25 protein-coding genes are annotated in these 23,486 nt (G+C 49.0%); 18 read left to right on the forward strand and 7 right to left on the reverse strand.

The features are described from left to right. Positions 1–107: 107 nt before the first annotated feature. The 6 genes from A3848_RS33520 (at position 108) to cdiI (ending at position 2,890) form a co-directional block, all read left to right on the forward strand. On the forward strand, positions 108–371 hold the full coding sequence (locus A3848_RS33520) for a deaminase domain-containing protein (protein WP_083609419.1): 264 nt from the start codon (positions 108–110) through the stop codon (positions 369–371). A 15-nt stretch (positions 372–386) separates the two neighbouring features. Then, complete coding sequence (locus tag A3848_RS28095) at positions 387–737, forward strand: Imm3 family immunity protein (RefSeq protein WP_074088337.1); 351 nt, start codon at positions 387–389, stop codon at positions 735–737. A 288-nt stretch (positions 738–1,025) separates the two neighbouring features. Further along, on the forward strand, positions 1,026–1,217 hold the full coding sequence (locus tag A3848_RS28100; RefSeq protein ID WP_143186112.1) for a hypothetical protein: 192 nt from the start codon (positions 1,026–1,028) through the stop codon (positions 1,215–1,217). Between the two features lie 135 nt (positions 1,218–1,352). After that, positions 1,353–1,994 carry a hypothetical protein gene (locus A3848_RS33230; protein ID WP_083609421.1) on the forward strand — a complete coding sequence of 214 codons (642 nt, stop codon included), beginning with the start codon at positions 1,353–1,355 and terminating at the stop codon, positions 1,992–1,994. Next, the gene (locus A3848_RS28110; protein WP_256702579.1) at positions 1,978–2,352 is read left to right on the forward strand and encodes an SMI1/KNR4 family protein; all 375 of its coding nucleotides are present in this window, start codon (positions 1,978–1,980) and stop codon (positions 2,350–2,352) included. The genes A3848_RS33230 and A3848_RS28110 overlap by 17 nt, the downstream gene beginning before the upstream one ends. 172 nt (positions 2,353–2,524) lie before the next feature. Continuing rightward, positions 2,525–2,890, forward strand: coding sequence for a ribonuclease toxin immunity protein CdiI (cdiI, locus tag A3848_RS28115; RefSeq protein ID WP_074088340.1), 366 nt, complete (start codon positions 2,525–2,527; stop codon positions 2,888–2,890). A gap of 141 nt (positions 2,891–3,031) precedes the next feature. Here cdiI and A3848_RS28120 read toward each other — a convergent pair whose 3' ends face one another. Further along, positions 3,032–3,946, reverse strand: a complete 915-nt coding sequence (locus A3848_RS28120; protein ID WP_074088341.1) for a phosphatidate cytidylyltransferase — start codon at positions 3,944–3,946, stop codon at positions 3,032–3,034. Between the two features lie 115 nt (positions 3,947–4,061). Between A3848_RS28120 and A3848_RS28125 the strand changes: the two genes are divergently transcribed. Beyond that, complete coding sequence (locus tag A3848_RS28125) at positions 4,062–4,610, forward strand: hypothetical protein (protein WP_074088342.1); 549 nt, start codon at positions 4,062–4,064, stop codon at positions 4,608–4,610. 3 nt (positions 4,611–4,613) lie between these two features. Here the strand turns inward: A3848_RS28125 and A3848_RS28130 are convergent, their stop codons facing one another. After that, a complete protein-coding gene (locus tag A3848_RS28130; RefSeq protein WP_256702580.1) occupies positions 4,614–5,417 on the reverse strand; it encodes an AAC(3) family N-acetyltransferase in 804 nt (267 codons plus the stop codon). A gap of 253 nt (positions 5,418–5,670) precedes the next feature. Between A3848_RS28130 and A3848_RS28135 the strand changes: the two genes are divergently transcribed. Next, positions 5,671–6,645: a glycosyl hydrolase gene (locus tag A3848_RS28135; protein WP_256702581.1), complete on the forward strand. Its 975-nt coding sequence runs from the start codon at positions 5,671–5,673 to the stop codon at positions 6,643–6,645. An 84-nt stretch (positions 6,646–6,729) separates the two neighbouring features. On the opposite strand, the gene A3848_RS28140 is transcribed toward A3848_RS28135, so the two are convergent. Next, positions 6,730–7,620, reverse strand: coding sequence for a diacylglycerol/lipid kinase family protein (locus tag A3848_RS28140; protein WP_074088344.1), 891 nt, complete (start codon positions 7,618–7,620; stop codon positions 6,730–6,732). An 83-nt stretch (positions 7,621–7,703) separates the two neighbouring features. Further along, positions 7,704–9,326 carry a histidine kinase N-terminal 7TM domain-containing diguanylate cyclase gene (locus tag A3848_RS28145; protein ID WP_244169908.1) on the reverse strand — a complete coding sequence of 541 codons (1,623 nt, stop codon included), beginning with the start codon at positions 9,324–9,326 and terminating at the stop codon, positions 7,704–7,706. A 309-nt stretch (positions 9,327–9,635) separates the two neighbouring features. Here A3848_RS28145 and A3848_RS32520 point away from each other — a divergent pair, with 309 nt between their 5' ends. The 4 genes from A3848_RS32520 to A3848_RS28165 all read left to right on the forward strand — a co-directional run bounded on the left by A3848_RS32520 (position 9,636) and on the right by A3848_RS28165 (position 16,192). Beyond that, positions 9,636–11,753, forward strand: coding sequence for an S-layer homology domain-containing protein (locus tag A3848_RS32520; protein WP_074088345.1), 2,118 nt, complete (start codon positions 9,636–9,638; stop codon positions 11,751–11,753). A gap of 189 nt (positions 11,754–11,942) precedes the next feature. Continuing rightward, positions 11,943–13,751 carry a sensor histidine kinase gene (locus A3848_RS28155; protein ID WP_074088346.1) on the forward strand — a complete coding sequence of 603 codons (1,809 nt, stop codon included), beginning with the start codon at positions 11,943–11,945 and terminating at the stop codon, positions 13,749–13,751. Beyond that, entirely contained in the window at positions 13,748–14,881 is a 1,134-nt protein-coding gene (locus tag A3848_RS28160; protein WP_074088347.1) for a response regulator, read from the forward strand. Before A3848_RS28155 ends, A3848_RS28160 begins: the two co-directional genes overlap by 4 nt. 96 nt (positions 14,882–14,977) lie before the next feature. Next, positions 14,978–16,192 (forward strand): chromate transporter, encoded by a 1,215-nt coding sequence (locus A3848_RS28165; RefSeq protein WP_074088348.1) that lies wholly within the window; start codon positions 14,978–14,980, stop codon positions 16,190–16,192. Positions 16,193–16,198: 6 nt separating this feature from the next. On the opposite strand, the gene A3848_RS28170 is transcribed toward A3848_RS28165, so the two are convergent. Beyond that, complete coding sequence (locus tag A3848_RS28170) at positions 16,199–16,684, reverse strand: GNAT family N-acetyltransferase (RefSeq protein WP_074088349.1); 486 nt, start codon at positions 16,682–16,684, stop codon at positions 16,199–16,201. Positions 16,685–16,816: 132 nt separating this feature from the next. Here A3848_RS28170 and A3848_RS28175 point away from each other — a divergent pair, with 132 nt between their 5' ends. The 5 genes from A3848_RS28175 to A3848_RS28195 all read left to right on the forward strand — a co-directional run bounded on the left by A3848_RS28175 (position 16,817) and on the right by A3848_RS28195 (position 21,167). Beyond that, complete coding sequence (locus A3848_RS28175) at positions 16,817–17,158, forward strand: zinc ribbon domain-containing protein YjdM (protein ID WP_074088350.1); 342 nt, start codon at positions 16,817–16,819, stop codon at positions 17,156–17,158. 118 nt (positions 17,159–17,276) lie between these two features. Further along, entirely contained in the window at positions 17,277–17,963 is a 687-nt protein-coding gene (locus A3848_RS28180; protein ID WP_074088351.1) for a TetR/AcrR family transcriptional regulator, read from the forward strand. 70 nt (positions 17,964–18,033) lie between these two features. Beyond that, the gene (locus A3848_RS28185; protein WP_074088352.1) at positions 18,034–18,960 is read left to right on the forward strand and encodes an ABC transporter ATP-binding protein; all 927 of its coding nucleotides are present in this window, start codon (positions 18,034–18,036) and stop codon (positions 18,958–18,960) included. Continuing rightward, on the forward strand, positions 18,957–19,706 hold the full coding sequence (locus A3848_RS28190) for an ABC transporter permease (RefSeq protein ID WP_074088353.1): 750 nt from the start codon (positions 18,957–18,959) through the stop codon (positions 19,704–19,706). Before A3848_RS28185 ends, A3848_RS28190 begins: the two co-directional genes overlap by 4 nt. Before the next feature lie 42 nt (positions 19,707–19,748). After that, on the forward strand, positions 19,749–21,167 hold the full coding sequence (locus A3848_RS28195) for a DHA2 family efflux MFS transporter permease subunit (RefSeq protein WP_244169904.1): 1,419 nt from the start codon (positions 19,749–19,751) through the stop codon (positions 21,165–21,167). 24 nt (positions 21,168–21,191) lie between these two features. Here A3848_RS28195 and A3848_RS28200 read toward each other — a convergent pair whose 3' ends face one another. Further along, entirely contained in the window at positions 21,192–21,620 is a 429-nt protein-coding gene (locus A3848_RS28200; protein ID WP_074088355.1) for a MarR family winged helix-turn-helix transcriptional regulator, read from the reverse strand. 118 nt (positions 21,621–21,738) lie between these two features. Here A3848_RS28200 and A3848_RS28205 point away from each other — a divergent pair, with 118 nt between their 5' ends. Continuing rightward, entirely contained in the window at positions 21,739–22,323 is a 585-nt protein-coding gene (locus A3848_RS28205) for an NAD(P)H-dependent oxidoreductase (protein WP_074088356.1), read from the forward strand. A gap of 65 nt (positions 22,324–22,388) precedes the next feature. On the opposite strand, the gene nudC is transcribed toward A3848_RS28205, so the two are convergent. Next, the gene (gene nudC / locus A3848_RS28210) at positions 22,389–23,231 is read right to left on the reverse strand and encodes an NAD(+) diphosphatase (protein ID WP_074088357.1); all 843 of its coding nucleotides are present in this window, start codon (positions 23,229–23,231) and stop codon (positions 22,389–22,391) included. Positions 23,232–23,486: the final 255 nt, after the last annotated feature.

Consider the following 23,486-nt stretch of genomic DNA (forward strand, 5'->3'; position numbering starts at 1 on the left):
TGTTCAAGGTGATAATAAAAAGGAGTTTTTCGCTCATAGTTCTGCAAATGAAGCATCAGATAAGGGGGCGATACCGGAGAATATCCTTGTAACCTCAAGGTGAGCCAATATTTAACGCTAAAAAGGTTGACCTCAATAATGCAAGAATTGACACACCTGAAGCATACTTAAGAGACTACGACACAGAGTATGAAATTTTGAATGATATTGCATTTCAACTTGGAGATAACAAAAATGCTAAAGGGACAATAAACTTGTTTACAGAGCGTCTTACTTGCCAAAGTTGTTCTGATGTAATCATGAGTTTTAGAAGGGAGTACCCAAACATCACAGTAAACATACTTGCAAATAATGATAAAAATGCAAAGTGAAATGGTGGTGTGGGCGTGAAGGAATGGGAATATAACGAATTAACTGAATATATTGCCGAGGTCTTTAATAATTCAATTAGCGATGGTCTAAATGCTTTACACGCAGGAGGACGATGTTTGTATGAGTTTACTAACGTGATTGAGGAGGGTGACACCGAGAAGATGATATTTTATATTAGTGTAGCTAATCTACAAATTAATAGTGGGATTCTTTCTTCTCGAATCTATGAAGTAGTTGATAATATCATTAAGTCTTTTGATTTCGATACCATTGTTGATGAGCTAGGAATTACCGATGCTAAGGATTTAATTCTTCGTATCGAATCACTTAAAACAAAGATGCAAAGTGTTGAGGTTATTGGTTGAAAAATATCTGTCCAAGGTCGTGGGGGCTACCCAGTCCCAAATGAACCCATCATTCAACCAATAACACGTATAACCCATGTAATACCCGTATAAAGTTTTCTTCAATACGATGTACGCACTTCAAAGCTTGAATTTTATACCCTAATTAACGCTACTGCTTTACATAGAACAGGTCGATTATGGTCAGATACCACCATGATTGACCTGTTTTTTGTTATCGTTGTTTTCTTGCGGGTTTTTCAAATTTACTCGTAACTGTGTTAACGATGGTATCTTTTGCTGCTGCGAATGGCAATGGAACCAAGGGACAAAGGGGAGTGGGCCAAGAATCAGTTGGAAATCATTCATCGCGGAGGGCAGGGAATACTCTTAGCGAATCCGAACTCGGAAGCATGGCGGGAAATCGTGAATCAGGCGATGGTACAGGATATCAAAAACGGTCCCCCGGTGGAGGAGGTCAGAGGAGATCAGGGGGATTAGCGAAGCCGGCCGGCCAAGAAAGATTTTATCGATAAGTATTTGGTGGACCCTCTTGATGAACTACTTACAGGTGAGAAGCCAGGAATCAAGACACAGGGACAGCAAGTGATGGAAGCCCAGTTTCTTGCAATGTAAATGGAGCAGCAGTCGGTACTAAGTGAGTTCACAAGCGATTTCCAAGCTACATTGCGTGGCGCGGCGAGTGCAAACCGGATCACAGAAGTCTTGGGAATAGGTACCGTCAATCTGAAGAGTGGAACCAATAAGAATGGACAAATTGAATCCTCTAGTGGAATGGGGGGAAGCGGATTTGGTAAAATAATAGAGTTGGACGGAGTAGAGGTAGGTGAAATGAAGCCTTTACTAAATCACAGCGAGCTGGAGAGCGTGGATGATTTTAATCCTACGTTTAAAGGGATTGAGGGGATAGGAGAAGGTAGATTACCTGATCACATGTTAGGAAAGAATGATGCTGATCCGTTTAGGGATATTTATGGACCAGGGCGTCTCTGTCACCCCGAAGAATGGAATAATATTATTAAGCAAGCACAGGAAGCAGGAGTTGAAGTAAGAATCCTAGATCGTGATATTATGGCATATGCGCCAAGAGGAAATGTACCAGGGCAATTAAATATATTTGAAGATGCTTCAATAAGTGCTCTAAGACATGAATATCAACATTTCCTAGACGATATGGCAAAAGGCTACCCCAAATTGGATGTGACTTATGAGTTCAAAAATAGAATTATAATGGAACATAGTGAGTGTATTGTGTGAATATAAAATAGCAAATGACAACGAGATTCATGGCTTTACCGAATTGGAAGTGGGGAGGTGCGAACAGTCGATAGGTTTTGTTTTACCGTTCCAGTATCGAGAATTTCTTTTAACGATTGGTCACGATGCAGGTTTGCTCTTCCAAGGAACGGATATATTATTTCGAAATGTAGAAAATCTCTTGGAACTTAGAAAAGAAGCTGAAGATCTATTGAAAGAAAATGAAGAAACTTTTAGCTTACCATCTGATGCTTTTGTCTTCTCAATGCATCAAGGGTATGAATTTAACTACTTTGTTATATCGGAAGGTAATGATCCTCCAGTTTATCAATATGTTGAGGGAAATGGTAATTCTTAATTATTTTGGGGTAGTTTCAGTCTATTTCTTAGAAAATCAATAAATTCATGTGCTCAAGCTATTAAGGATGGGGTTATTCCCTTGCAATGGTGGGGTGGGTACCTTGATGAAAATGGAAAAGTGATGAATTTCTTTCCGACCATATCAGAATAATTTTTAGGAGGATAATTTGATGAGTGTCAAACTAACAGAGAAAGAATTATTGGATATGTATTATCGACACCTTGAAGGGAAATATTTCTTAGATGCACTTAAAAACTATTGCAATGGAAATGGGTTTGGTGGTAGTGAGAGTGTTTGGTGTGTTTTTGCTGGTGAGTTAGATGAGTGGGAAGAAGGTTATTTCGGAGATGCGGGAGTTTGTTATTTTTTTGACTACCCTGCGGTAGAGGAAGATCAGACACTTGTATTGGACTACCTAACTTTCTATCAGTATCTAAATGAAGCAAGTAAAGACTATTTAATACGGAATCCAATAGTTACCGATGAGGTTGAAGCACGATTAATGGAAATCAAACAAAAGTTCAATATTGCATAAGTTGGCGAGAACATTTCTAACCCATATCAACCCATTAATGTACCCATGCAAAGATTATGTAATTTTCAATTTTCTTGAAACTACAGGTTGTGTAAAGCAAAAAGCGGCACTTCTCCAAGTTAAGAGAGATGCCGCTTTTGCTTACATAAAATCAAAAAAGTACCGGATCACATGGAAGAACACCGGTGAGGTGTAGGCCAGGCTGTCGACGCGGCTCAGGTAGCTTGTCTGCAGGGCAGCGAATTTGTCATCATCGCCGATGAGCAAATCGCGCTTCAGCACAGACACCGTTAAGCTGCCGAAGAATCCGGCCAGACTGATCAGCACGCCGGAGAACAGACCGAAGATCGGGGTCAGCGGCGTGAAGTAAGGGTAGATCAGGTACGATACCCCAGTAGTTGCCACAAATGCACAGGCGAAGCCCTCCCAGGTCAGATTCGGGTTGGCGGTCGGAACGACCTTGCGTTTGCCGAAATAGATTGAAGCCAGATAATGTACGGCATCATTCAGCTGCGTGAGCACTACCAGGAACAGCACCAGCCCCGCGCCATACTCCGGTGTGGCAAATTGGAAGTAGGCCAGGTGGCTGAGGCCGAACACCATGAGCATCAGCCCCCACTGGGTGGCGCTTACGCTGCGCAGGAATCCGAGCGTGCCTTTGTTGATGAGCCGGGGCAGTGGCAGGAGCAGGAAGACATATACCGGGATGAAGACGATGAACATGCCATACCACTCTATGTAGATCCAGTAGAACTGCAGCGGAATGGACAGGTAGGCCCACAGGAACAGCCGTCGGTCCGCTTTTCGGGTACGGATCATGGAAAAATATTCTTTCAGTGCGAAGAAGGATAGTGCCATCAGGGATAGCAGGGACACGACCGGATTAATCAATGTGGCCAGACAGAAGATAAAGAGCATGCCCCACCAGGTCTTGATCCGGAAGCCAATTCCCGTGTAATCTTTATCCTTCTGGAGTCTGCTTACCAGGATGTAGAGCAAATGAATGGCGGATAAAGCGGTGAAGATAAGCACGAATGTAACGAGTGAACTGTTCAAGCCATCACCAACTTGTCGCAGGATAGGATTCCAACAAAGGAATCATATGTTAATATATTAAAAAGTACAAGTTGCATGTGAGATTTTGACACTTCGATAAGGGGACTTTCTGTATATGGAAGCTGATCATTCGGTCTATATCCTGCTCACGAATACGGGAACACTATTCACAAAGCTAATTCAAGGCTATACCAAAGCGCCTTACAACCACGCCTCCATCTCGTTTGACCGTGAGCTTACAGAGCTCTACAGCTTCGGCCGGAAGAATCCGAGTAATCCCCTGAATGGCGGCTTTGTACATGAAGATCTGCGGACAGGCACCTTCAGCAAATATCCGAATACCACCTGTGTGATCTACGAGCTGCATGTTTCAGAACGTGAGGTCGAGAAAATGCGCCGGGTCCTGCACATCTTCATCCGCAGCCGCCAAAAGTACCTCTACAACATGCTGGGCGTCATTGGCATTGCCCTCAAGGAACCCGTTGAGTTCAGCAACTCCTACTTCTGCTCGCAGTTTGTTGCGGAAATTCTGGACCGGTCCGGCATCAAGCTGTGGAACAAGCTGCCTGCGCTCGTTACGCCGGATGATTTCCGGCAGAGTGACCGGCTGGAGCTGATCTATCAAGGGAAGCTGAGGGAGTACGTGCCGGAGAAGGGCAAGTGAGGTCTACAGCCTGTTTTTCTCCATCCATGAAGTAGCCCAATCGACCAGAGGACGTTGTTCCAGAAACCGGATATCGGCCTGCCCGACTTTATATACCGGAACATTCATTTCTTGGTCATACGCTTCTCCTAGTCGGATAAAATCCTCATCTTCAACAGCCTGGGTTTCGTAAGTCACCCACTTGCGCTTGCCTTCCACCAGGATGGCACTGCTTTCAAGAACCCTTTTCTTAGCGGGGAAGTCTGCTCGGGTTTCTGCCAGATGCAAAGATGTGCTTTTATCATAGCCGACGCCTGCCAAGAGTACATAACCATGTAACTGATACAGCTTATCCAGCGGTGAGCCTGAGCCGAAAATATTGCTTATGTCATGGCCTTGCGTAAGATATTCAGCATGCTTGCCAACTGCAGCGACGGATCGGGCCGGATGATCGGACCGCGCAGCCCCTGGCCATTTACGGAACATTTCGGCTACAGCACCCATCCCTATGGCCGGCGTGATTTCTTTATTATAGGCTGGCCAGTGTTCCCGGATTAGGGGCCATCCTTCGGTGGGCGCGTCCCAGTGGACGCCTGTGGATGGATCGAGATTCTTCCAGGTCTGGGAAGGCATCATCAGAGTGCCTTCTTCACCCACAATTTCAAGGAGTGAACGGATGAAGGTTTCGGGTCCTCCTACAACATAGCCCAGTTGGCTTAAGGAAGCGTGTACGAGGATATGTTGTCCTTTGGTGAGTCCACAGTTTGTGAATTGGGAGACTAAGTCCTCTTTCGTTAAAATCATGCGGTTCTCCTTGCCAGTTGTCACGTGAATCTCCGCCTTTCATTAAGGTCAGACAACCCCGCTGCAAAAGCAGCGGGGTTGTCTCTGGTGTAGCCAGGGAAGCAGTGCCCTTTGGATATATATTCCATACTATACCAGCGAGTGTCATTTGCAGCAATAGCGGATCAGCCCATTTTATGCATTGACCTGTAAACGGATACAGATTAAAATTATGGTGAATTTATAACAATGTAATAACAAAAAAATAACAAATAAATAAAAGGAGAGATACACTACAATGGCAATGTTAAAGCATTATACCCCCTGCAATCCAAACGCCTCGGAAGAGGTCCGGACCGTCTTGAAGTATCTCAGCGATATTTCCGGTAAGGGAATTCTTACAGGCCAGCATACCCAGACCACTGTGCAAAAGGAGCTGCGTTATATCGAAGAGGTGACCGGCAAGCTGCCTGCTCTTTGCGGATTTGAGCTGCTGGCGTATTCGCCTAATATAAATGTCGAGAAGACCACCCCGGAATGCATGCTGGAAGTGGAAGAGAACAAGAATACACTGGATAATGCATGGGATTGGGCACTGGGCCGCAGAGGATTAGTTACATTTACGTGGCACTGGTTTTCACCTTTTGGCAGCTGGGCTAAGGGTTTTTATGCGGAGAATACCACCTTTGACGCCTCCAAGGCTGTCATAGAAGGAACGGAAGAATACGAAGCGCTGCTGTCGGACATGGATGTGATGGCGGGGATTTTGAAAGAATTTTGTGACAAGCAGATCCCTATCCTGTGGCGTCCATTCCATGAATCCGAGGGTACGTGGTTCTGGTGGGGAGCCAAGGGACCTGAGGTTGCAGCGAAGCTGTACCGGATTATGTACGACAGATACACCCATCATCACCAACTGAATAATCTGATCTGGGTGTGGAACTCGCCGCTCGTGGAGGGCTATCCGGGTGATGATGTAGCCGACGTGATCTCCAGAGACCTGTACCCGCCGAAGCATGCCCACACGGATCTGCGTCCGGAATATGAGGAACTAATCCAGATCACACCGTCCCCCAAAATCACGGCACTTGGAGAAATAGGCGTGATTCCGAGTATGTCCCAGTTGTCCGAAACAAGAATTCCGTGGACATGGTATATGACCTGGTCTAATGAATACGGTGCATCTGAGGAATGGAATACACAAGAGGAGCTGCGCCGGGCGTATCACCATGAATACGCGATCACCCTGGACAAGTTGCCTAAGCTGTATTAAGGGAACGGTAATGGAGAAGGGCTGGCCGTGAGGCCGGCTGAGCCCAAATCATGCGGCATGGTCAGAGCCCGGTGGTGGCCGTGTTTACCCCTCCTCCGGCACCACTACCTGAATATGGCGGGGGAGTACGCTCAGCCGGATCGGCAGAGCCGGGCCTTCTTCGCCGTCCACGTTGGTCCTCATGACATTTGCCGAGCTTACGGTTACTTCTCTTGCAGTGAAATAATCCACGTCCTTGTGGTTCTTGAGCGTGCCGAGCAATAAAGAGATACTGACCGTAAGCGTGTTGAGGAAATTCAGATCCTTAATGATGTAGCAGTGGAGCAGTCCGTCATCAACAGCGGCATCCGGGGCCAGTTTTTCGAAACCTCCTACGGAATTGGTCAGTGCAGCAAGGAACAGCGGAGTCTCACCTACCCAGGTCTTGCCATCATGCTGTATGGTGAGCGGATGGGCGGCGTTGCCTGCCAGCTCTTTGATGCCCTCTTTGAAATAGGCCAGAGCGCCGAATCTGGATTTGTCATGCGAAGATACGGAGGACAGGGATTCGGCCAGCGGTCCGGCAGCGACCACGTTGACGAACAACTGGCCGTTTAGCCTGCCTGCGTCTACCCGTTGCACCCGGGAGGAGGCCAGTGTATGAATGGCTTCTTCCGGAGTCAGCGGAATCTGCAGCGCGCGGGCAAAGTCATTCACCGTCCCAAGGGGGATAACCCCCAGCTTCGGCTGGTGTGACTGGCCAAACAGGCCGTTGATCGTTTCATGAAGCGTTCCATCCCCTCCGATAGACACCACCAGATCGGCTTTAGCTTCACAAGCAGCAATGCAATATTCGGTGGCATCCCCTTCTTTTTGCGTCTCCTTGACCGTAACCTCATAACCCCGGCTCACCAGCAGTTCCTCGGTACTACTGACATAATCCGGTGCTTCCTCCTTGCCGGATGAGGGGTTCACAATAATCATAGCCTGCGTCATACACGACTTCCTCTCTGTTTGCAGTTATGTGTTGTACTTACATTACCCCCAAAAGAAGCCATTGAATGATAGCTAGAGTAGTATCAGTGTGCGATATGGACAATCCGGTTGCGTCCTTTATTTTTGGCCTGGTACAGCGCTTGGTCTACTTCTTCGAACAGGTTGTTGCCCAGAGAGAAGCTGCTGATGCTCAGAAGTCCCATGCTAACAGTAACTGACACGGGCTCGGCAACGTTTTCGATTCTAATCTGATTCAATTCAACCCGTGCTTTGACACGCTCGGCGATACGCTGGGCTTCAGAATGAGCGATATCCGGCAAATACACCATAAATTCTTCCCCGCCATAACGAGCTAAAACGTCGGATGGGCGAATTTCCTCTTTCAGCGCCTCCACCGTATGGCAGAGGACTTCGTCGCCGGCTAGATGTCCGTAAGTGTCATTCACTGACTTGAAGAAATCGATATCCAGCAAAATAAGTGCGAAGGGAATATGCTCTTTCCTGTTTCGGCCCATTTCATCCTCCAGATGCTGCGTCAGATAATGGCGGTTATAACAGCCGGTGAGGCTGTCTGTAAGGGCCATTTGCTGCAGCTGCCGGTTCTTCTCGAACAGCTCCTGTTGGACCTCAATCAATGAATGGTTGCGTTCCTGCAGGGCCATGTTCTGGTGATTGGTCTCATGAATCAGCTGCTGCAGCTCGGTCATGTCCTGAAACGTGACGATCCGGCCCACCCGTGACTCGCTGATCATAATGGGTGCAGCCTGAACATTCAGATGACGCTGGATACCCGAATGGAAAATCTCAATTTCGATACGCTCCAGCGGATGTTCGCAATAGGTCTGAATGAACGTTTCGATGGCTGGCGACAGATCGGAAAAAATAATATGGATGCTGAACCGTTCGCCCCGCTGCAGATGCATATAAGGATGCAGGGAACGGTTAATCTCAACCACGTTGTCATATTCATCAAGCACCAGAATCCCATGTCCAATCGTGTCCATTACATCCTGATGGGCTATGGTTACGATATCAAATACTTTGTCCCGGTTGATGGAAATGACAAAAAAAGTAGCGGACAATAATATTCCCAGTGAGGTCATTCCCGGGATGACCGGCAGGTACGGGTCCAGAACTACATTAAGCAGGATATCCAGCAGAATAAATAAGGTTATAGATAGAAGGCCTTTGAGTACCAGCATCACTTGTTTTCGTACGCGTGGGGCCATGTCTTGGACAAGCGCGGCAGAGATCACATACAGTGAAGCAGTCACCTGGATGAAGACCACAGCGATGAAGAGCCAAAAAAGGGGTCCATAGGTTCTCTGAATATAGCCGCCATTTACCGGCTGCACAAACCAGCTGTGGGGATTAAAGATGATGCCGGCTGTGGTCAATATCACCGGAATCGACAGCAGCAGTATGATTTTGCGGTGCAGAAGCCGGGCTTGTCCGGTCAGCAGAATAGTGAAAAAGATCCAGCCTGTGCTCAGCAGCGCCGAATCCACAAATGCAGCCTTGACATAAAATAATTGATAGGTAGACTGATCCGTTGTTTTAATGGCAAACTGGCAAAAGGGCCATATCATCATCGTGAAGTGGAAGGCTAAATAAACTTTATGCAGCTTCGTGATGTTAACAGTAACGAAAATATAGACGAATAGTGCAAACAGTATGAAGAATAAAATGAGATCAATCCATATCACGAAACCCAATAAATTACACCTTCCTGCTATTATTAGTCATTATGAATGTTTTTTGGGTCTAAAGTCTTGCATCTTGCCTCTAATATATAATCAGCATGCTAAGAATACAACCACCTTGGAAGTGTCATAGGCTGAAAATGAAGGAGATTGGGGAAGTCAGAAGTGCAGCCAGGAAAAAAATAGCCAATATAAGACTCTCGAAAACAAGGGGGGTTTTTGTGCTGAAGTTTGTCATTGGTTTGTCATTGAGATGCGTTATTATTCTATTAAATTTAATTATTGCAAACTTGAAAGGGTGAGGCCGACAATATGAAAAGAACTACAGTATTGAGACTATTTCTGGTTTCAGCCTTGACACTCGCTGTATTGAGCGGCTGTGTATTAAAAACAAGCTCGGTATATGTGAACTTCCCGGTTGATAAGCCGGATAGCTCAGAGCATTTGTTCTTCAGGTATGCAGATGGAAGCGTAGTCCAAGTTCCGGATGCCGGTGCGGCTTCTTCGGTAACGGCTCCTACGGATCCCGCAAAGACCATTGTGGGCGGGTATGTGAATGACAATACTATCAGCTGGGTTCCCAGTTATTCGTACAATGGCGGCTCTTATGTAACTGTGAGCAACATTAAGGCACATAAGCCTGATTATGCTGCAGATCATGTGGTGCTTGCTAAGCAGCCGGAGGCGAGTTTAGCTTATCCCGGATATATTAGTGTAACTTTTGCCGTGTACGGAGCAGATAACCAGCTGGTGAGCGGCCAGGCTGAAGTCTTTGCACATGCTGCTGATCCCAATACCGTGTTCTATAACACGGACCCTATTGATAATAATTTCAGGACCATTGAGGCTCTTGAAGGATTCTCTTCGTATACAGACCAAGGTTTAGTCACCTTTCTGATTAAGTCTCCCACTGTGCAGTTTTCATCGCCCATTTCGTTATATTCGGGTCCCAAATTAATTGCGGATAATATCTTTCACCTCACCACCGGAATCACAGTAAACGGAGCCGGAGGCGTAAGCTCTCTGAATACTGGTGATACCCTGGTGATGAATGCCGGGATAACACCGGTAGACGCAGCCAATCAAAGTGTAGTCTGGTCCGTAGTTTACGGAACCGGTTCAGCAACGATTGATGCGGTAAGCGGAGTGCTCACGGCAGGTGATCCGGGTACTGTAACCGTAAAAGCGGAAGCCACTGACGGAAGCTTAGTAACCGGCAGTACAGAATTAACTATAACGGCTGCTCCGACACCAACTGAAGCGCCGGTACCGACACCGACACCGACGCCGACTGAAGCACCAACACCGGCACCCATTGAGACACCTGCCAAGATCCCGGTTGCTTCCATTTCGATCGGTGGAGATTCTTTGGTGAAGTCGGGTGATTCTATTCAACTGGATATGGTTGTTGCTCCTGTAGAAGCAACTGATCGGACTGCTGTCTGGTCTGTTGTGTATGGAACGGGAACAGGTACGATTAGTGAAAACGGACTGTTAACGGGGACTTCCCCAGGTACCCTTATTGTAAAAGCTACCGCTAATGACGGTTCCGGGGTATACGGGGAAAAAGAGGTTACGGTCATAGCATCCAGTGAGAGCAGCCTGCCAACAGCAACTGCTGGACCGACTATAGTACCAACCACAGCGCCGGCGCCAACGGAGCCAACACAAGCAGCAGTTCCAGCTTCAACACTGGCACCAACGTCTACACCAGCACCAACGTCTACACCAGCACCAGCACCAACACCGACACCAACGCCAACACCGGAAGTGCAGGCGGCAGCCCGCTTCGCTGACAATGTGGTAAATATTAAAGATATAGTATTGAGCTTGAGCAAGAAGATCGAAAAGGCGAATGTTAATCCGTCTGCGGTGGAATTCACCGACATTTCCTCCCACTTTGCGGACCGGACGGTAGAAACCTTCGTTAAGCTAGGTATGGTTCAGGGCTATCCGGATGGAAGCTTCCACCCGAATGCAAGCATTACCCGTGCGGAGTTTGCAACCCTTATTTCCAAAGTGTTTGATCTCACCGGTACCCGCAGCGCAAGCAAATTCAGTGATATCTCCGGTCACTGGGCAGAGGCTTCGATTCGTACCCTGCAGGAAAAAGGCTTGGTCTCGGGCTATCCGAACGGCACATTTAAGCCAAACGGTGAAATCACCCGTTCCGAGATGATCTCAATCATCTCTAAGCTCATTGACTTTAACAACGCAGCCCCAGTGGCAACGGCAGACTTCTCGGATATTGATACAACATGGAATAAGGATCAGATTCAAAAAACTGCGGCAGCCGGGATTATCAGCGGTACCGGAAATGGAGAATTCCTGCCGGAGAAGCAGGCATCCCGTGCCGAAGCCATCACCATTGTGCTGCGCGTTTTGCAGATCAGCCCGGAGATTAAGGCTCTACTGGACACCTTAAAGTAAGTCTGGCACCAACATGCTGCAGCCACCGGACCGGTGATGCTAACCCCAAAAAGCCCTTTTCGCCTGAATTGGTGAAAAGGGGCTTTTTTTGTCGAAAAATTTAAATATTAAGTTCTTTATAAGAAGTCGATCTGTTAACATAAGAGGCATAGAATGTAGGGGTTCTTCCAGAATAGAGGTCATTTATCGATGGGCTACAATCTGTATTTATCTGCGCTGCTGATGGCAGCAACCTGCTGTTCACTGATATTGACATATCTTTGCTGGAAGAGAAGGAGTCTTCCGATTGCTATAAGCTATGGCCTTGGCATGCTGACCGGCTCATTGTACAGTTTTGGCTATGCGTTTGAAATTGCCAGCACTTCTTTGGAGCATATCCGTTTTTGGCTACGGATTGAGTATATCGGCATCCCCTTTGGCACAGTCCTCTGGTTTATTATGGTCCTGCAATATACTGGGCGGCAATCCTGGGTGAGCCGAAGGAATGTAACGCTGCTAATGATTGTACCGGTAATAACCTTTATCGCCCATTATACCAATGAATGGCATCATTTGTTCTATAAGAGCATGACACTCAATGCTGCAGAAGGATTTATGCTGGCTACTCTGGTAAAAGGCCCCTTATATAAGCTTCATGTCGTGTATTCGTACAGCTTCTTCGCTATCGGAATGATATTTCTGGTGCAAATGTACCTTAAGGCCATTCCCCGGATGAAGACGCCGGTGGCATTGATGATTATAGGGTCCTGGGGACCTTACGGATTTACACTGGTGTATCTTACCGGCGTGTTTCATTTGCCTATTGATATTTCGCCTTTCGGTTTTTTGTTCTCGGGGATTTTTTTCTTATGGGGGATTTATCAGTTTAATATGCTTCGGCTCGCTCCTTTGGCTCTCCAACAGGTACTCCGATCGATGCAGGAGGCCGTTATCGTTTTTGATCTCGATCATGTGCTGATCAGCTACAACCGTTCGGCCAGAGAGAGGGTTCAGGGATTAAACAACAAGAGTATAGGAAGAACGGCCGCAGAGGTATTCGCCAACTCTTCCGTATTGCTTGGGCAGATTCTGCAAGAGCCGTCCTTGTTAACCAAGCTTCAGCTTCCAAGCCCGACCGGTGACAAATTCTACAATGTACAGCTGTCCTATGTCTGGAACAACAGCAGTAAGCCTATAGGCAAAATGCTCCTCTTAAGTGATATAACTGAAAATGTACGCACGCAGGAGAGGCTTATGGATAATGCCAGACAGCTCGGTGAGCTGAATACGTTCAAAGACAGAATGTTCAGCGTGATTGCCCATGATATCCGCGATCCCATAGCGGTGCTCGTTAACTTGATGGAAATACTGGAGGAGGAAATGCAAGGCAGCAGAGAGAACCGGGAGGAAATCGTTCATGAAATGGGCCGGCAGATCCACAATACTTTTGCTTTGGTAGATAGTTTGCTGGACTTTTTTCGTACGCAAGCCGGGGGCCTTGTATTCCATCCGCTGGAGAGGGATGTATCCTATGCCGTTGAGCAGAATTTACGCCTGATGTCGGTGCGAAGCGGACGTAAGCATATTGAAATCATTTCCGAAATTCCGGAGGGAACCTATGTGTATGCCGACAAAGAAATGCTGGAGCTGATTATCCGCAATCTTTTGACCAATGCGATTAAATTCACGGCTGATGGGGGATTTATCTTTTTAAAGGCAGAGCGGAAAGATCAGCATCTGGTCATTTCTGTAAGGGATACTGGTCAAGGCATCGCGCCTGAACAAGCCGATACGTTGCTGCAGGATCAATATCCGGTTTCTTTGCTGGGTACAGACGGAGAGCGGGGAATGGGTCTTGGTTTATCGTTATGCAGGGAATTTGTCCGTCTGAACGGAGGAGAGATTTGGTTTGACAGCACACCGCTTCAAGGGAGCACCTTCTTTTTCTCGCTCCCGCTCCCGCCAGCGGGCTCAGTGGTTGCGGCAGGCAGCTGGGTGGAAGGTGGTATGAAGCAATGAAAGCGATCCTTATTGATGATGAGAAGGCCATGCACTTAATTATGAAGCGGATGCTGGCCAAAATTAAAGATATTGAAATTGTGGGTACATTTGCGGAGACGGCAGCAGCTTATACCTATTGGTCCAGCCACGAGGTGGACCTGATCTTCGTTGATATCAGCATGCCGCGGGAAAATGGTCTGGAGTTTGCCCGGCGGCTGCTGGACAGCGGCAGAGGTACAAAGATCGTCTTCATTACCTCCCATAAGGAATTTGCACTGCCAGCCTTTGAAGTGTACGCCTTCGATTACATTGTCAAACCCGTGGTGCAAGAAAGACTTCTCCACACGGTGCAAAGGGCGATTGCGCAGATTCGTCTGGAGCGTGCCACAGGAAGGGACCCGGAGCCCATTCCCCATGAGGTGCAGATCAGCTGCTTAGGCGGGATTGAAATTCATGGTGCCCAAGGAATGAAGACGAAATGGAAATCGAAGAAGAGTGCCGAGGTGTTCGGATATCTGCTGGTACATAAAGGGAGACTTGTCTCCAGAGCACGGTTAATCGAGGATATCTATGGCGGGATGCCGGATAAAAATGCGGAAATCTATTTGAACACAACGGTATATCAATTGAGGAAGCTGCTGGACACCTATGGACTGAAAAAGAGTCTGCATTCGGACAGCATGCATTATGGGCTGAGTCTTAACGGAGTGCAGGTTGATGTGCTGAACTTCGAAGAGGGCTGCCGGAGGATGTCTGTGATAGATCAGACGAACATTGAGGAGGCGCTCGAGCTTGAACGGCTGTACAGAGGTGATCTATTTGGCGATCAGGTCTATGCCTGGGCCTGGAATGAGATTGAACGGCTGTCGTTCATGTATACCTCGTTTACCCGGAGACTGTGCGTTGCCTTGCTGGACCGGGAAGAGACCAATACGGCCATGCGGCTGCTGCTGAAGCTGCTGAAACGCAATGAACTCGACGAAGAATCCCATATGCTGCTTATGAAAACATTGGCCATGCAGAAAAATAAAGAAGCGCTCAACCGGCAATACCTGCATTTTGCCGACATTTTGCAAAGTGAGATCGGAATTACCCCCTCCATAGAGTTCAAGTCTTTTTATGCGCAGCTGCTTGCGGATATGGACTGAATTGACCTCCAGCCAATAGTACGTTAACAATTCAGTGCTATGATGAAATGACATGCCTTAAATGAGGCCAAGAGTATGGGAAGAGGGGGCTTGAATATGGAAGTAAAAAGGCAGAAGTCAGCGGAAGCTGGCAGGACCCGGGGAAAAGGGGCTGACCTGCTGGAGGTTCTGGGCGTTTCCCTGAAACTCGGACTAACCTCCTTTGGAGGGCCGATTGCCCATCTGGGCTATTTCCATAATGAATATATTCGCCGCCGGAAATGGATGGACGAGCGAAGCTACGCCGATCTGGTCGCACTGTGCCAGTTCCTTCCCGGTCCAGCGAGCAGCCAAGTTGGGATTGGCATCGGTGTGGTCAGGGCTGGCTTGCTTGGAGGAATCATAGCCTGGCTGGGATTCACTTTGCCTTCGGTGATCGCGCTGGCTGCCTTTGCCTTTCTGCTGCAGGGCTTCGACATCTCGGGTGCGGGCTGGATTCATGGACTGAAGATTGTGGCTGTGGCGATTGTGGCACAAGCGGTGCTGGGGATGGGGCAAAAGCTCACGCCAGACAGGGGAAGAGTCACCATTGCAGTGATGGCGGCAGCAATTGCACTGTCTTGGCATGCCGCATATGGTCAGATCCTGATCCTCGCCGCTGCTGGAGTGATCGGCCTTGCAATATACCGGACAAAACCGGCTAAAGGGCCGGATCTGCCGATTGCCATCGGCCGCCCTGTGGCTGTCTTTTGTCTGGCGTTATTCTTTCTTCTGCTTATCCTGCTGCCGCTGCTTAGAACGTCCGTGGAGGCTAGGGGTTTTGCGATATTCGATAGCTTTTACCGTTCCGGTTCCTTGGTATTCGGTGGCGGGCATGTCGTGCTTCCGCTTCTGGAACGCGAGGTTGTACCTACCGGATGGGTCAGCCGGGAAGACTTTCTGGCCGGCTATGGAGCGACGCAAGCCGTTCCGGGACCGCTGTTTACTTTTGCCGGCTACCTTGGGGCCATGACCTCGGGAATCTGGGGAGCTGTGATTGCGACAGCGGGGATCTTCCTGCCTGCCTTTCTGCTGGTCATCGGCGCACTGCCCTTCTGGAACGGCTGGAGGAATAATCCGAAGGTTCAGGGAGCGCTGACAGGAATTAATGCGGCTGTGGTGGGGATTCTGCTGGCTGCCCTGTATGATCCGCTCTGGACCACGGCCATCCTGAAGCCGCTGGATTTTGCGCTGGCCGCTATTTTGTTTGTGATGCTCTTCTTCTGGAAGCTTCCGCCCTGGGTGATTGTTCTGGCCGGTGCTGCGGGAGGGATGCTTATGGAGTTCATGTAGTTACATTTAAACGAGCAGCTTCTCGTATACATCGACGTGGTTTCCGTGCTGATCCTTGGCAGTTTTGATGAAGGCATAACCATTCTTATTCCAAAAAGATGCTCCAATCCGGTTCTCCAGTTGAACAGCCAGTCTGACTTGCGTTACATCCTCCTGTAATAATCTCCGCTCCAGAGCATTCAAAGCAATTGAACCTATCCCTTGCCCGGCATAGCCGTGATGAACGATAAAAAGACCGATCCAGGAATGTTTGTCACTAGGATTGCTGGGCAGATAGGTAATAATGCCAATGGACTGCCCATTCTCCTTAATGAGCAGCATCTTTTCGCCCATTTCGAGATTCTGCCTGTTCTCTTCACGGATGTCCTCCGGGGTGAGAAGCTCCTGGTGCAGCACCATAAGGTTGAACGCTGGCTGCGAGTTGAGAATGGCTGCTTGAAGCTCCACACTATCTGCGGATATAGGGTCCGGTACGGCTTCTAGAATGATCAATGGATACATCTCCTTTAAGATATTTATCTAATTAGATATTAATGTAATTTGTGCATGAGTTCAAGGGGTATGCTACAATAAGAAGAATTTATTTAAGACCAAGCTGTCGATAAGAAATGGAGAAATGAGATTATGAATGAATTGCCAAACTGCCCGCAGTGCAGCTCGGAGTATACATACGAGGACGGGTCACTGCTGGTTTGTCCGGAATGCGCACATGAGTGGGCACCTGGAGCAGAGAACACAAGCAACGGGGAAGACAAAGTAGTTAGGGATGCTAACGGGAATATTTTGAACGACGGGGACTCGGTTACAGTCATCAAGGACCTGAAGGTCAAGGGCAGCTCCTCGGTGCTGAAGATCGGTACTAAAGTGAAGAACATCCGGCTGGTCGAGGGCGATCATGATATTGATTGCAAAATTGACGGCTTTGGAGCAATGAAGCTTAAATCCGAATTTGTCAGAAAAGCATAATCAATCTGACCCATTCACTGAAGGATCACAAGGGGACCACGCAGTCCCCTAAAGGGATTTGTTATTTGCACTTGACTTCTATCCAGTCCCGATATAAAATCTAACTAGTTAGTTATAAATGGAGGTGGCAATCATATCACCAACAGAAGGCAAACGAAGTTCGAAAATTTACGATGCCGCCCGGACCAGGGGAATCATCCTTGATGCTGCCGAGAAGATATTTGCCGAGCTAGGCTACTCGGCGGCACGGATAGATGTGATTGCGAAGGAGTCAAGATATAATAAGAGCCTGATCTATCAGTACTTTGGTGACAAATTGGGCCTTTATACAGAAGTGGTCAAGCGCGCGGACCAGATTGGCGAACAGATTACAGGCTCGTTCATCGCCGGATTATTGAAGAACGAACAGCTTGTAACGGATCCCGCGGCCTTTCGGGAGTTCCTGGAAGTCATGACCCGGGAAACGGTATCCTTCCTCCTGGAGCATCGGAGCTACCTGAGAATTCTATTCTGGGAAGCGGCTGAAGATTGGAAGACCTGGAATCAAATTACCTATCGCCCGGATGATGCGACTCAAATGCATGATTTGGCCTTAGCTGCCCAGAAGAACGGAATCCTCCGTCAGGATTTGGATCCGGCGCTTTTTCCCATTCTGATTATGAATGTGACTACAGCTACTCTCCAGTCGTCTTCACGGTTTGAACAGCTGCTCGGTAAGCTCGATTCCCCGCAGATGAGAGAGCAGACCACCCAGCAGATTGCGAAGTTTATCATCCATGGCGTGATGGAGCCGTCTTTGCTGTAAGAGGCGGCTGTTTTTTTGGACAAAATATAAACAACTAGTTAGTTTTAAATTGAAGGCAGGAGTGAGGATAATGGCCGCAATGATTCAGACAAAAGAGTTAACCAAGCATTTCGGGAGCAACCATGCTGTGAATGGGCTATCGCTGGAGGTAGACCAAGGCGAAATTTACGGATTTCTCGGACTCAATGGAGCGGGCAAAACGACAACCATCCGTATGCTGCTGGGCATGATCCGGCCCGATTCCGGTTCCGCCTATGTGTTCGGACAGCGGGTGGATGCGGGCAGCCACAAATTATGGGCCAGTGTGGGCTACATGGTGGAAACACCGTACTCCTATCCTGAACTTACCGTACGCGAGAATCTGGAGATTATCCGCAGGCTGCGGGGCATCTCTGACCGCAAGGCGATTGACAGCATTATCGACAAGCTTCAGCTTACCGCTTACCGGGACCGCAAAGCCGGAACGCTCTCTCTCGGCAACGGGCAGCGGCTCGGTCTGGCCAAGGCCATGCTGCATGATCCGCAGGTGCTGATTCTGGATGAGCCGACAAACGGGCTGGATCCGGCCGGGATTGTTGAGGTGCGTGAACTGCTCCGCGACCTGGCACTCAACCATGGTGTAACGATTTTTATCTCCAGCCATATACTCGGCGAGGTCTCCAGGCTGACAACGAGGATTGGAATCGTTCATCAGGGCCGGCTGCTGCAGGAGACGGATGTTAAGGAGCTGCAGCATGTACTCCGCAAACGTCTGCTTGTACAGACCCGCGACTCCGAAGCGGGCCGGAAGAGGCTGCTCCAGGCCGGCTATGATGTCAAGCTGACCGAAGCTGGCACGCTAATGATTATCGACAAGCGCGCCATAGCACACCCGGACCAGATCTCCAAGCTGCTTGCGTACGCGGATATGCCGCCCACGCTGATTCAGGTGGAGGAAGAGGATTTAGAGGCTTATTTTCTTAGAATGATCGAGGCTGAGGGAGGAATGAAAGGATGAATCAATGGCTATCGGCCTTGTGGGTGGAAATTTTGAAGCTTCGCCGCTCCAGGCTGTTTTGGATTTCACTCACCGCCAGCATACTGCTGCCAGTGATGATTGGGCTGGTTTTCTCCGGGTGGCTTGGCTCCCAGGACGCCTTTGAGGGAGAAATCAATATGCAGGGATTCATGAAGGAGCTTGGCATTGTGATATCCATGGGGGGCCTCATCGGATTCGGATTTGTATTCAGCTGGATGTTCGGACGGGAGTATACCGACCGTACGGTCAAGGATTTGCTGGCATTGCCGTTGTCCCGGTACGGAGTAGCCGCAGCCAAATTGATCGTTGCTGCTGCACTGTGTGCAGTCCTGGCAGTGCTTATGTTCATTGCCGGCAGCATAACCGCATGGTTGGTCCAGTTAGACGGCTGGAGCCTTGGAGCCATCGCTCATGGCTTCAGAGCATACGCACTGCTCAGTCTTATGATTATCTGCCTGAGCATTCCGGTAGCCTGGATGGCCAGTGCAGGGCGCGGATATCTGTCTCCCTTAGGTTTTGTTCTGCTTACGATTGTGATTGCCCAGTTTGGCGGTGGCTTGGGGATTGCGGAATATATTCCGTGGGCAATTCCCGGCTTACTCAGCGGTGCTTCGGGAGATGAGAGTTCACATTTAGGGCCTCTAAGCTGCCTGCTTCCTTATCTCACCGGCGGCATTGGCATAGCGGGTACGCTCGCCTGGTGGCGGTATGCCGATCAAACGTAAGGCAGGCGGATTTTAATAATTTTAATAATGGAGGGGAAGAGCATGGAGAAGATACCAAAGGGAACTATTCTAATCATGGCTATTCTAATCATCGGGGCAATGGTGGGGCTGCTGAATCAATCCGCGCTTAACACAGCACTTCCGAATATTATGGGGGATTTCCAGCTATCCACAAGCACAGCGCAATGGCTTACGACAGCTTTCGCACTGGTTACAGGCATTGTGGTTCCGATTACCGCGTTTCTTATTCAGAGATTTACAACCAAACAGGTTTTTGTCTTCGCCATGGGCCTGCTTACTGCGGGAACGCTCCTGTGCGCGGTCTCACCGAACTTCGGTCTGCTGCTTACCGGAAGAATAGTGCAGGCGGTCGGGGTGGGGATCATGCTCCCTTTGGTGCAGACGTTGGCCTTCATCCTGATCCCGGTCGGTAAAAGGGGGTTCACAATGGGAATGATCGGGCTTGCGATTAATTTCGCTCCGGCCATCGGACCTGTGTTGAACGGCTGGCTTGTACAGGACCATTCCTGGCGCTTGTTGTTCTATATTCTGTTTCCTTTCGCTTTGTTGATTACCATCGCCGGCTTATGGTTGATTAAGAACGTTACCCGGCAGGTGAAGAGCAAAATCGATGCATTATCCATGGCGCTGTCATCTCTTGGGTTCGGGGGCGTATTATATGGATTCAGCGTCTCCGGCAGTAAGGGGTGGGGGAGCACAGAAGTGCTGATTTCCCTGGGAATCGGATGCATCGCGCTTGGCCTGTTCGTATGGCGGCAGTTGACCATGGATAATCCTTTGCTGGAATTAAGAGTATTCACAAGCCCCTCGTTCACCTTGGCTACAGCAATCAGTATGATCCTTATGATTATCATGCTGAGTGCCCAGCTTCTGCTGCCGATCTATATGCAGACCATGCTTGGGTATTCCGCGCTTAAATCTGGTCTGATGCTGCTCCCCGGTGCAATTCTTATGGGAGTGATGTCACCTGTAGCGGGGAAGCTGTTTGATAAAATGGGCGCCCGGATGCTGGTCATCATAGGGCTTAGCTTAACGGTAGTCTCCGCCCTGCTGTTCTCTAATTTAACGGAGCACACCTCGTATGCCTTTTTGATGATCGGCTATTCCTTGCGTATGATCGGAGTCAGCCTGACCCTGCTTCCTGTTGTAACCAGCGGTATGAATTCACTGGCGCCTGATCTGATCCGGCATGGGATTCCTGTTAACACCACTCTGCGGACAGTAGCCGGTTCTATCGGAACAGCGCTGCTTGTGACTATAATGACCTATAGCGGTGGCGGACTGGGCCAGACGAGTGATGTACACAGCTTAATACACGGGATGAATGTGGCTTCAATGGTAACCGCCGGTAGTGCCGTGCTTGCGCTGATCCTGGCCTTCTTTATCAAACGCAAGGAAGCTCCGGTTGAGCGTCCGGCGAAGGGTGTTCCCGTAAAATAATTGTTGGTTCTATGCAGAACCGCCTCAATAAAATACCTTCTGCTGCAAGAGATCGAGCGCCCGCTCGATCTCTTTGCGTTCCTCGTCCGTAACGCTTCCCATCCGTTCTGCGAACTGGATAGCGATATGCTGAAAGGCTTCATTCATCATCGCTTCTCCGGCAGCGGAGAGGGTAATGCCTTGCTTGCGGCGGTCGGCCGGGTCGGTGATTTTGTCGCACAGCTGCTTCTCGCCAAGCTTCTTCAGCTCACGGCTCGTGTTTGGCATCGACATATGCATGCAGTCGCTAATTTCGCTAAGGGTTACCGGCTGGCTGACAGCAATATATTCAAGGATTTTATATTGTAAGGGAGTCAGAGATTCCGATTTCACATCTTTGCTTATTTCACTGGTTATTTGGTGGACGGAAGTTGTAAATGCTACGAATTTCTGAAATAGACTGTTGTTGTCCATGGAGATCACCTCTACATGAACCTTAGCAAAAACATTATCAAAAAACAATTATCATTTGACAACCATGCATACAGATGCTACGATTTACTTATCAAATGATAATTAAAGAGGTGGCAGAATGAACACATTGGTAATCTATACACATCCGAATCATCAGAGTCTAAACTATGCGTTTCTACAGGAGGTACTCCGGGGAAGCCGGGAGAATGCGCGGGCGGCAGAGATTCAGGTGCTAGATTTGTATGAGGAGGGGTTTGATCCTGTACTGGTCTTTGGTGAACATAAGCGCAGGAGGGATATGCACACGGACCCCACTCTGGCTAAATACAGGGAGCAGCTGCTGTGGGCGGATCAAATCGTGTTTGTCTATCCGATCTGGTGGGGCCGGCCTCCAGCCATGCTGCTGGGCTATATTGATAAGATGTTCGCTTCAGGGTTCGCCTATCAGGATAAGGGAGGACTGGTACCGGAGGGCCTGCTGAAGGGGAAGTCGGCAGTGTGCATCTCCACGATGCAGGGGCCGACCCATTACCCGCTGTTGTGGCTACATAACGCGCACAAGGTGTTAATGCGCAAGGCATTGTTAAATTACGTAGGCATCCGCAGGGTGAAGTTCTTTGAGTTCGGAAACATGGAGAGTAAGCGGGGCAAGCATGCCCGCAAGCTGGAACGGATCTACCAGTTTTTCAAGACAGCCCGTTAGAAAAAATTGAAGCAGAAACGGATACCTTCCTGTATGAGGGTATCCGTTTCTGCTTCTGCATAGTCTCAGGAATGGTTCTCGACCACCCAGTCAATCAGTTTGCGGGCAATGCTGATAGGGGGCGGAATGACGGGCAGCTGATCAAGTGAGAACCAGTCGGCGTGATCCAGCTCTTCGCCGTCCACCGATATGTCTCCACTCTCATAATCGGCCAGAAAGCCAACCATCAGAGAATGGGGAAAAGGCCACTGCTGGCTGGCGAAGTAGCGGATGTTCTTGACCTTGATGCCGACCTCCTCCATGGTCTCGCGCTGTACACAATCCTCCAGCGTCTCGCCGGGCTCGACGAATCCGGCAATCAGCCCGTACATATTGTTCACAAAATGAGGTGAGTGTGCGAGCAGAATCCGGTTGTCCTTAAGAATCGCGGTAATGACCGCTGGGGCAATCCGGGGATAGCTGACTAGTCCGCAGGCCGGACAGCTGCGGGAATGCTCGGCCTGCGACAGCTCGGTAGCAGTGCCGCATTTGCCGCAGAACTGGTGGGTTTCATCCCAGGCCAGCATTTGAATGCCCTTGCCTGCGAGATGGAACAGATCCTCATCCAGCGGCTCATACAGGGAACGCAGCGGACGGAAGGCCATGCCTTCGGGTTCAAGTGACTCTGCCGGGACCTCTGCGGTAAAGCAGGGGAGATCTTCCCAGGTTCCGAGATACAGGGTCCTTACAGGAGCCATGGACAGCTGTTCAAGGGATGGAACAAGCGGAATGCCAGTGCCCTCTTCCGTTTCGGTAACCAGCAGCTTGCCGGAATGGAAGATCAGCCAGTAGGCAGAACCGCTGAACTCAGGCGGGGGAGTCACGGCAGGAATATAGCGCTGATAAATGCTTGCTCTTGGTTTTGACATGGCGCAGAACCTTTCTGATAACAGATCATTTCTATTTCCATTAAGAATAGCAAAAACCGGCAATGCTAACAAATATCCGGGCGTGCTCCGCTCCGCAGGACATCAAGTTGAAGCAGAACAGGGAAGCGGCACTGAGCGGGCCGTTTTTTTGTTTGACATTTTCTCAACATGTAACTATATTAGTTACAGGAAGATAAATCTGCTGCACTGCATCGGCATGCAGCAGGCTCTACGATACAACTCAATTACTTAGGA

This window comes from Paenibacillus sp. P32E (genome assembly GCF_001909085.1).
Taxonomy (GTDB): domain Bacteria; phylum Bacillota; class Bacilli; order Paenibacillales; family Paenibacillaceae; genus Paenibacillus_AQ; species Paenibacillus_AQ helianthi.

What these genes read in the sequence shown, in the direction of transcription:
- A3848_RS32520 (WP_074088345.1), top strand. Translation starts at nt 9,636, where the DNA reads ATGAAAAGAACTACAGTATTGAGACTATTTCTGGTTTCAGCCTTGACA.
- A3848_RS28185 (WP_074088352.1), top strand. Translation starts at nt 18,034, where the DNA reads ATGGCCGCAATGATTCAGACAAAAGAGTTAACCAAGCATTTCGGGAGC.
- A3848_RS28205 (WP_074088356.1), top strand. Translation starts at nt 21,739, where the DNA reads ATGAACACATTGGTAATCTATACACATCCGAATCATCAGAGTCTAAAC.
- A3848_RS28165 (WP_074088348.1), top strand. Translation starts at nt 14,978, where the DNA reads ATGGAAGTAAAAAGGCAGAAGTCAGCGGAAGCTGGCAGGACCCGGGGA.
- A3848_RS28135 (WP_256702581.1), top strand. Translation starts at nt 5,671, where the DNA reads ATGGCAATGTTAAAGCATTATACCCCCTGCAATCCAAACGCCTCGGAA.
- nudC (WP_074088357.1), bottom strand. Translation starts at nt 23,231, where the DNA reads ATGTCAAAACCAAGAGCAAGCATTTATCAGCGCTATATTCCTGCCGTG.
- A3848_RS28140 (WP_074088344.1), bottom strand. Translation starts at nt 7,620, where the DNA reads ATGACGCAGGCTATGATTATTGTGAACCCCTCATCCGGCAAGGAGGAA.
- A3848_RS28155 (WP_074088346.1), top strand. Translation starts at nt 11,943, where the DNA reads ATGGGCTACAATCTGTATTTATCTGCGCTGCTGATGGCAGCAACCTGC.
- A3848_RS28195 (WP_244169904.1), top strand. Translation starts at nt 19,749, where the DNA reads ATGGAGAAGATACCAAAGGGAACTATTCTAATCATGGCTATTCTAATC.
- A3848_RS28190 (WP_074088353.1), top strand. Translation starts at nt 18,957, where the DNA reads ATGAATCAATGGCTATCGGCCTTGTGGGTGGAAATTTTGAAGCTTCGC.
- A3848_RS28125 (WP_074088342.1), top strand. Translation starts at nt 4,062, where the DNA reads ATGGAAGCTGATCATTCGGTCTATATCCTGCTCACGAATACGGGAACA.
- A3848_RS28200 (WP_074088355.1), bottom strand. Translation starts at nt 21,620, where the DNA reads ATGGACAACAACAGTCTATTTCAGAAATTCGTAGCATTTACAACTTCC.
- A3848_RS28160 (WP_074088347.1), top strand. Translation starts at nt 13,748, where the DNA reads ATGAAAGCGATCCTTATTGATGATGAGAAGGCCATGCACTTAATTATG.
- cdiI (WP_074088340.1), top strand. Translation starts at nt 2,525, where the DNA reads ATGAGTGTCAAACTAACAGAGAAAGAATTATTGGATATGTATTATCGA.
- A3848_RS28175 (WP_074088350.1), top strand. Translation starts at nt 16,817, where the DNA reads ATGAATGAATTGCCAAACTGCCCGCAGTGCAGCTCGGAGTATACATAC.
- A3848_RS33230 (WP_083609421.1), top strand. Translation starts at nt 1,353, where the DNA reads ATGGAGCAGCAGTCGGTACTAAGTGAGTTCACAAGCGATTTCCAAGCT.
- A3848_RS28180 (WP_074088351.1), top strand. Translation starts at nt 17,277, where the DNA reads ATGGAGGTGGCAATCATATCACCAACAGAAGGCAAACGAAGTTCGAAA.
- A3848_RS28100 (WP_143186112.1), top strand. Translation starts at nt 1,026, where the DNA reads ATGGCAATGGAACCAAGGGACAAAGGGGAGTGGGCCAAGAATCAGTTG.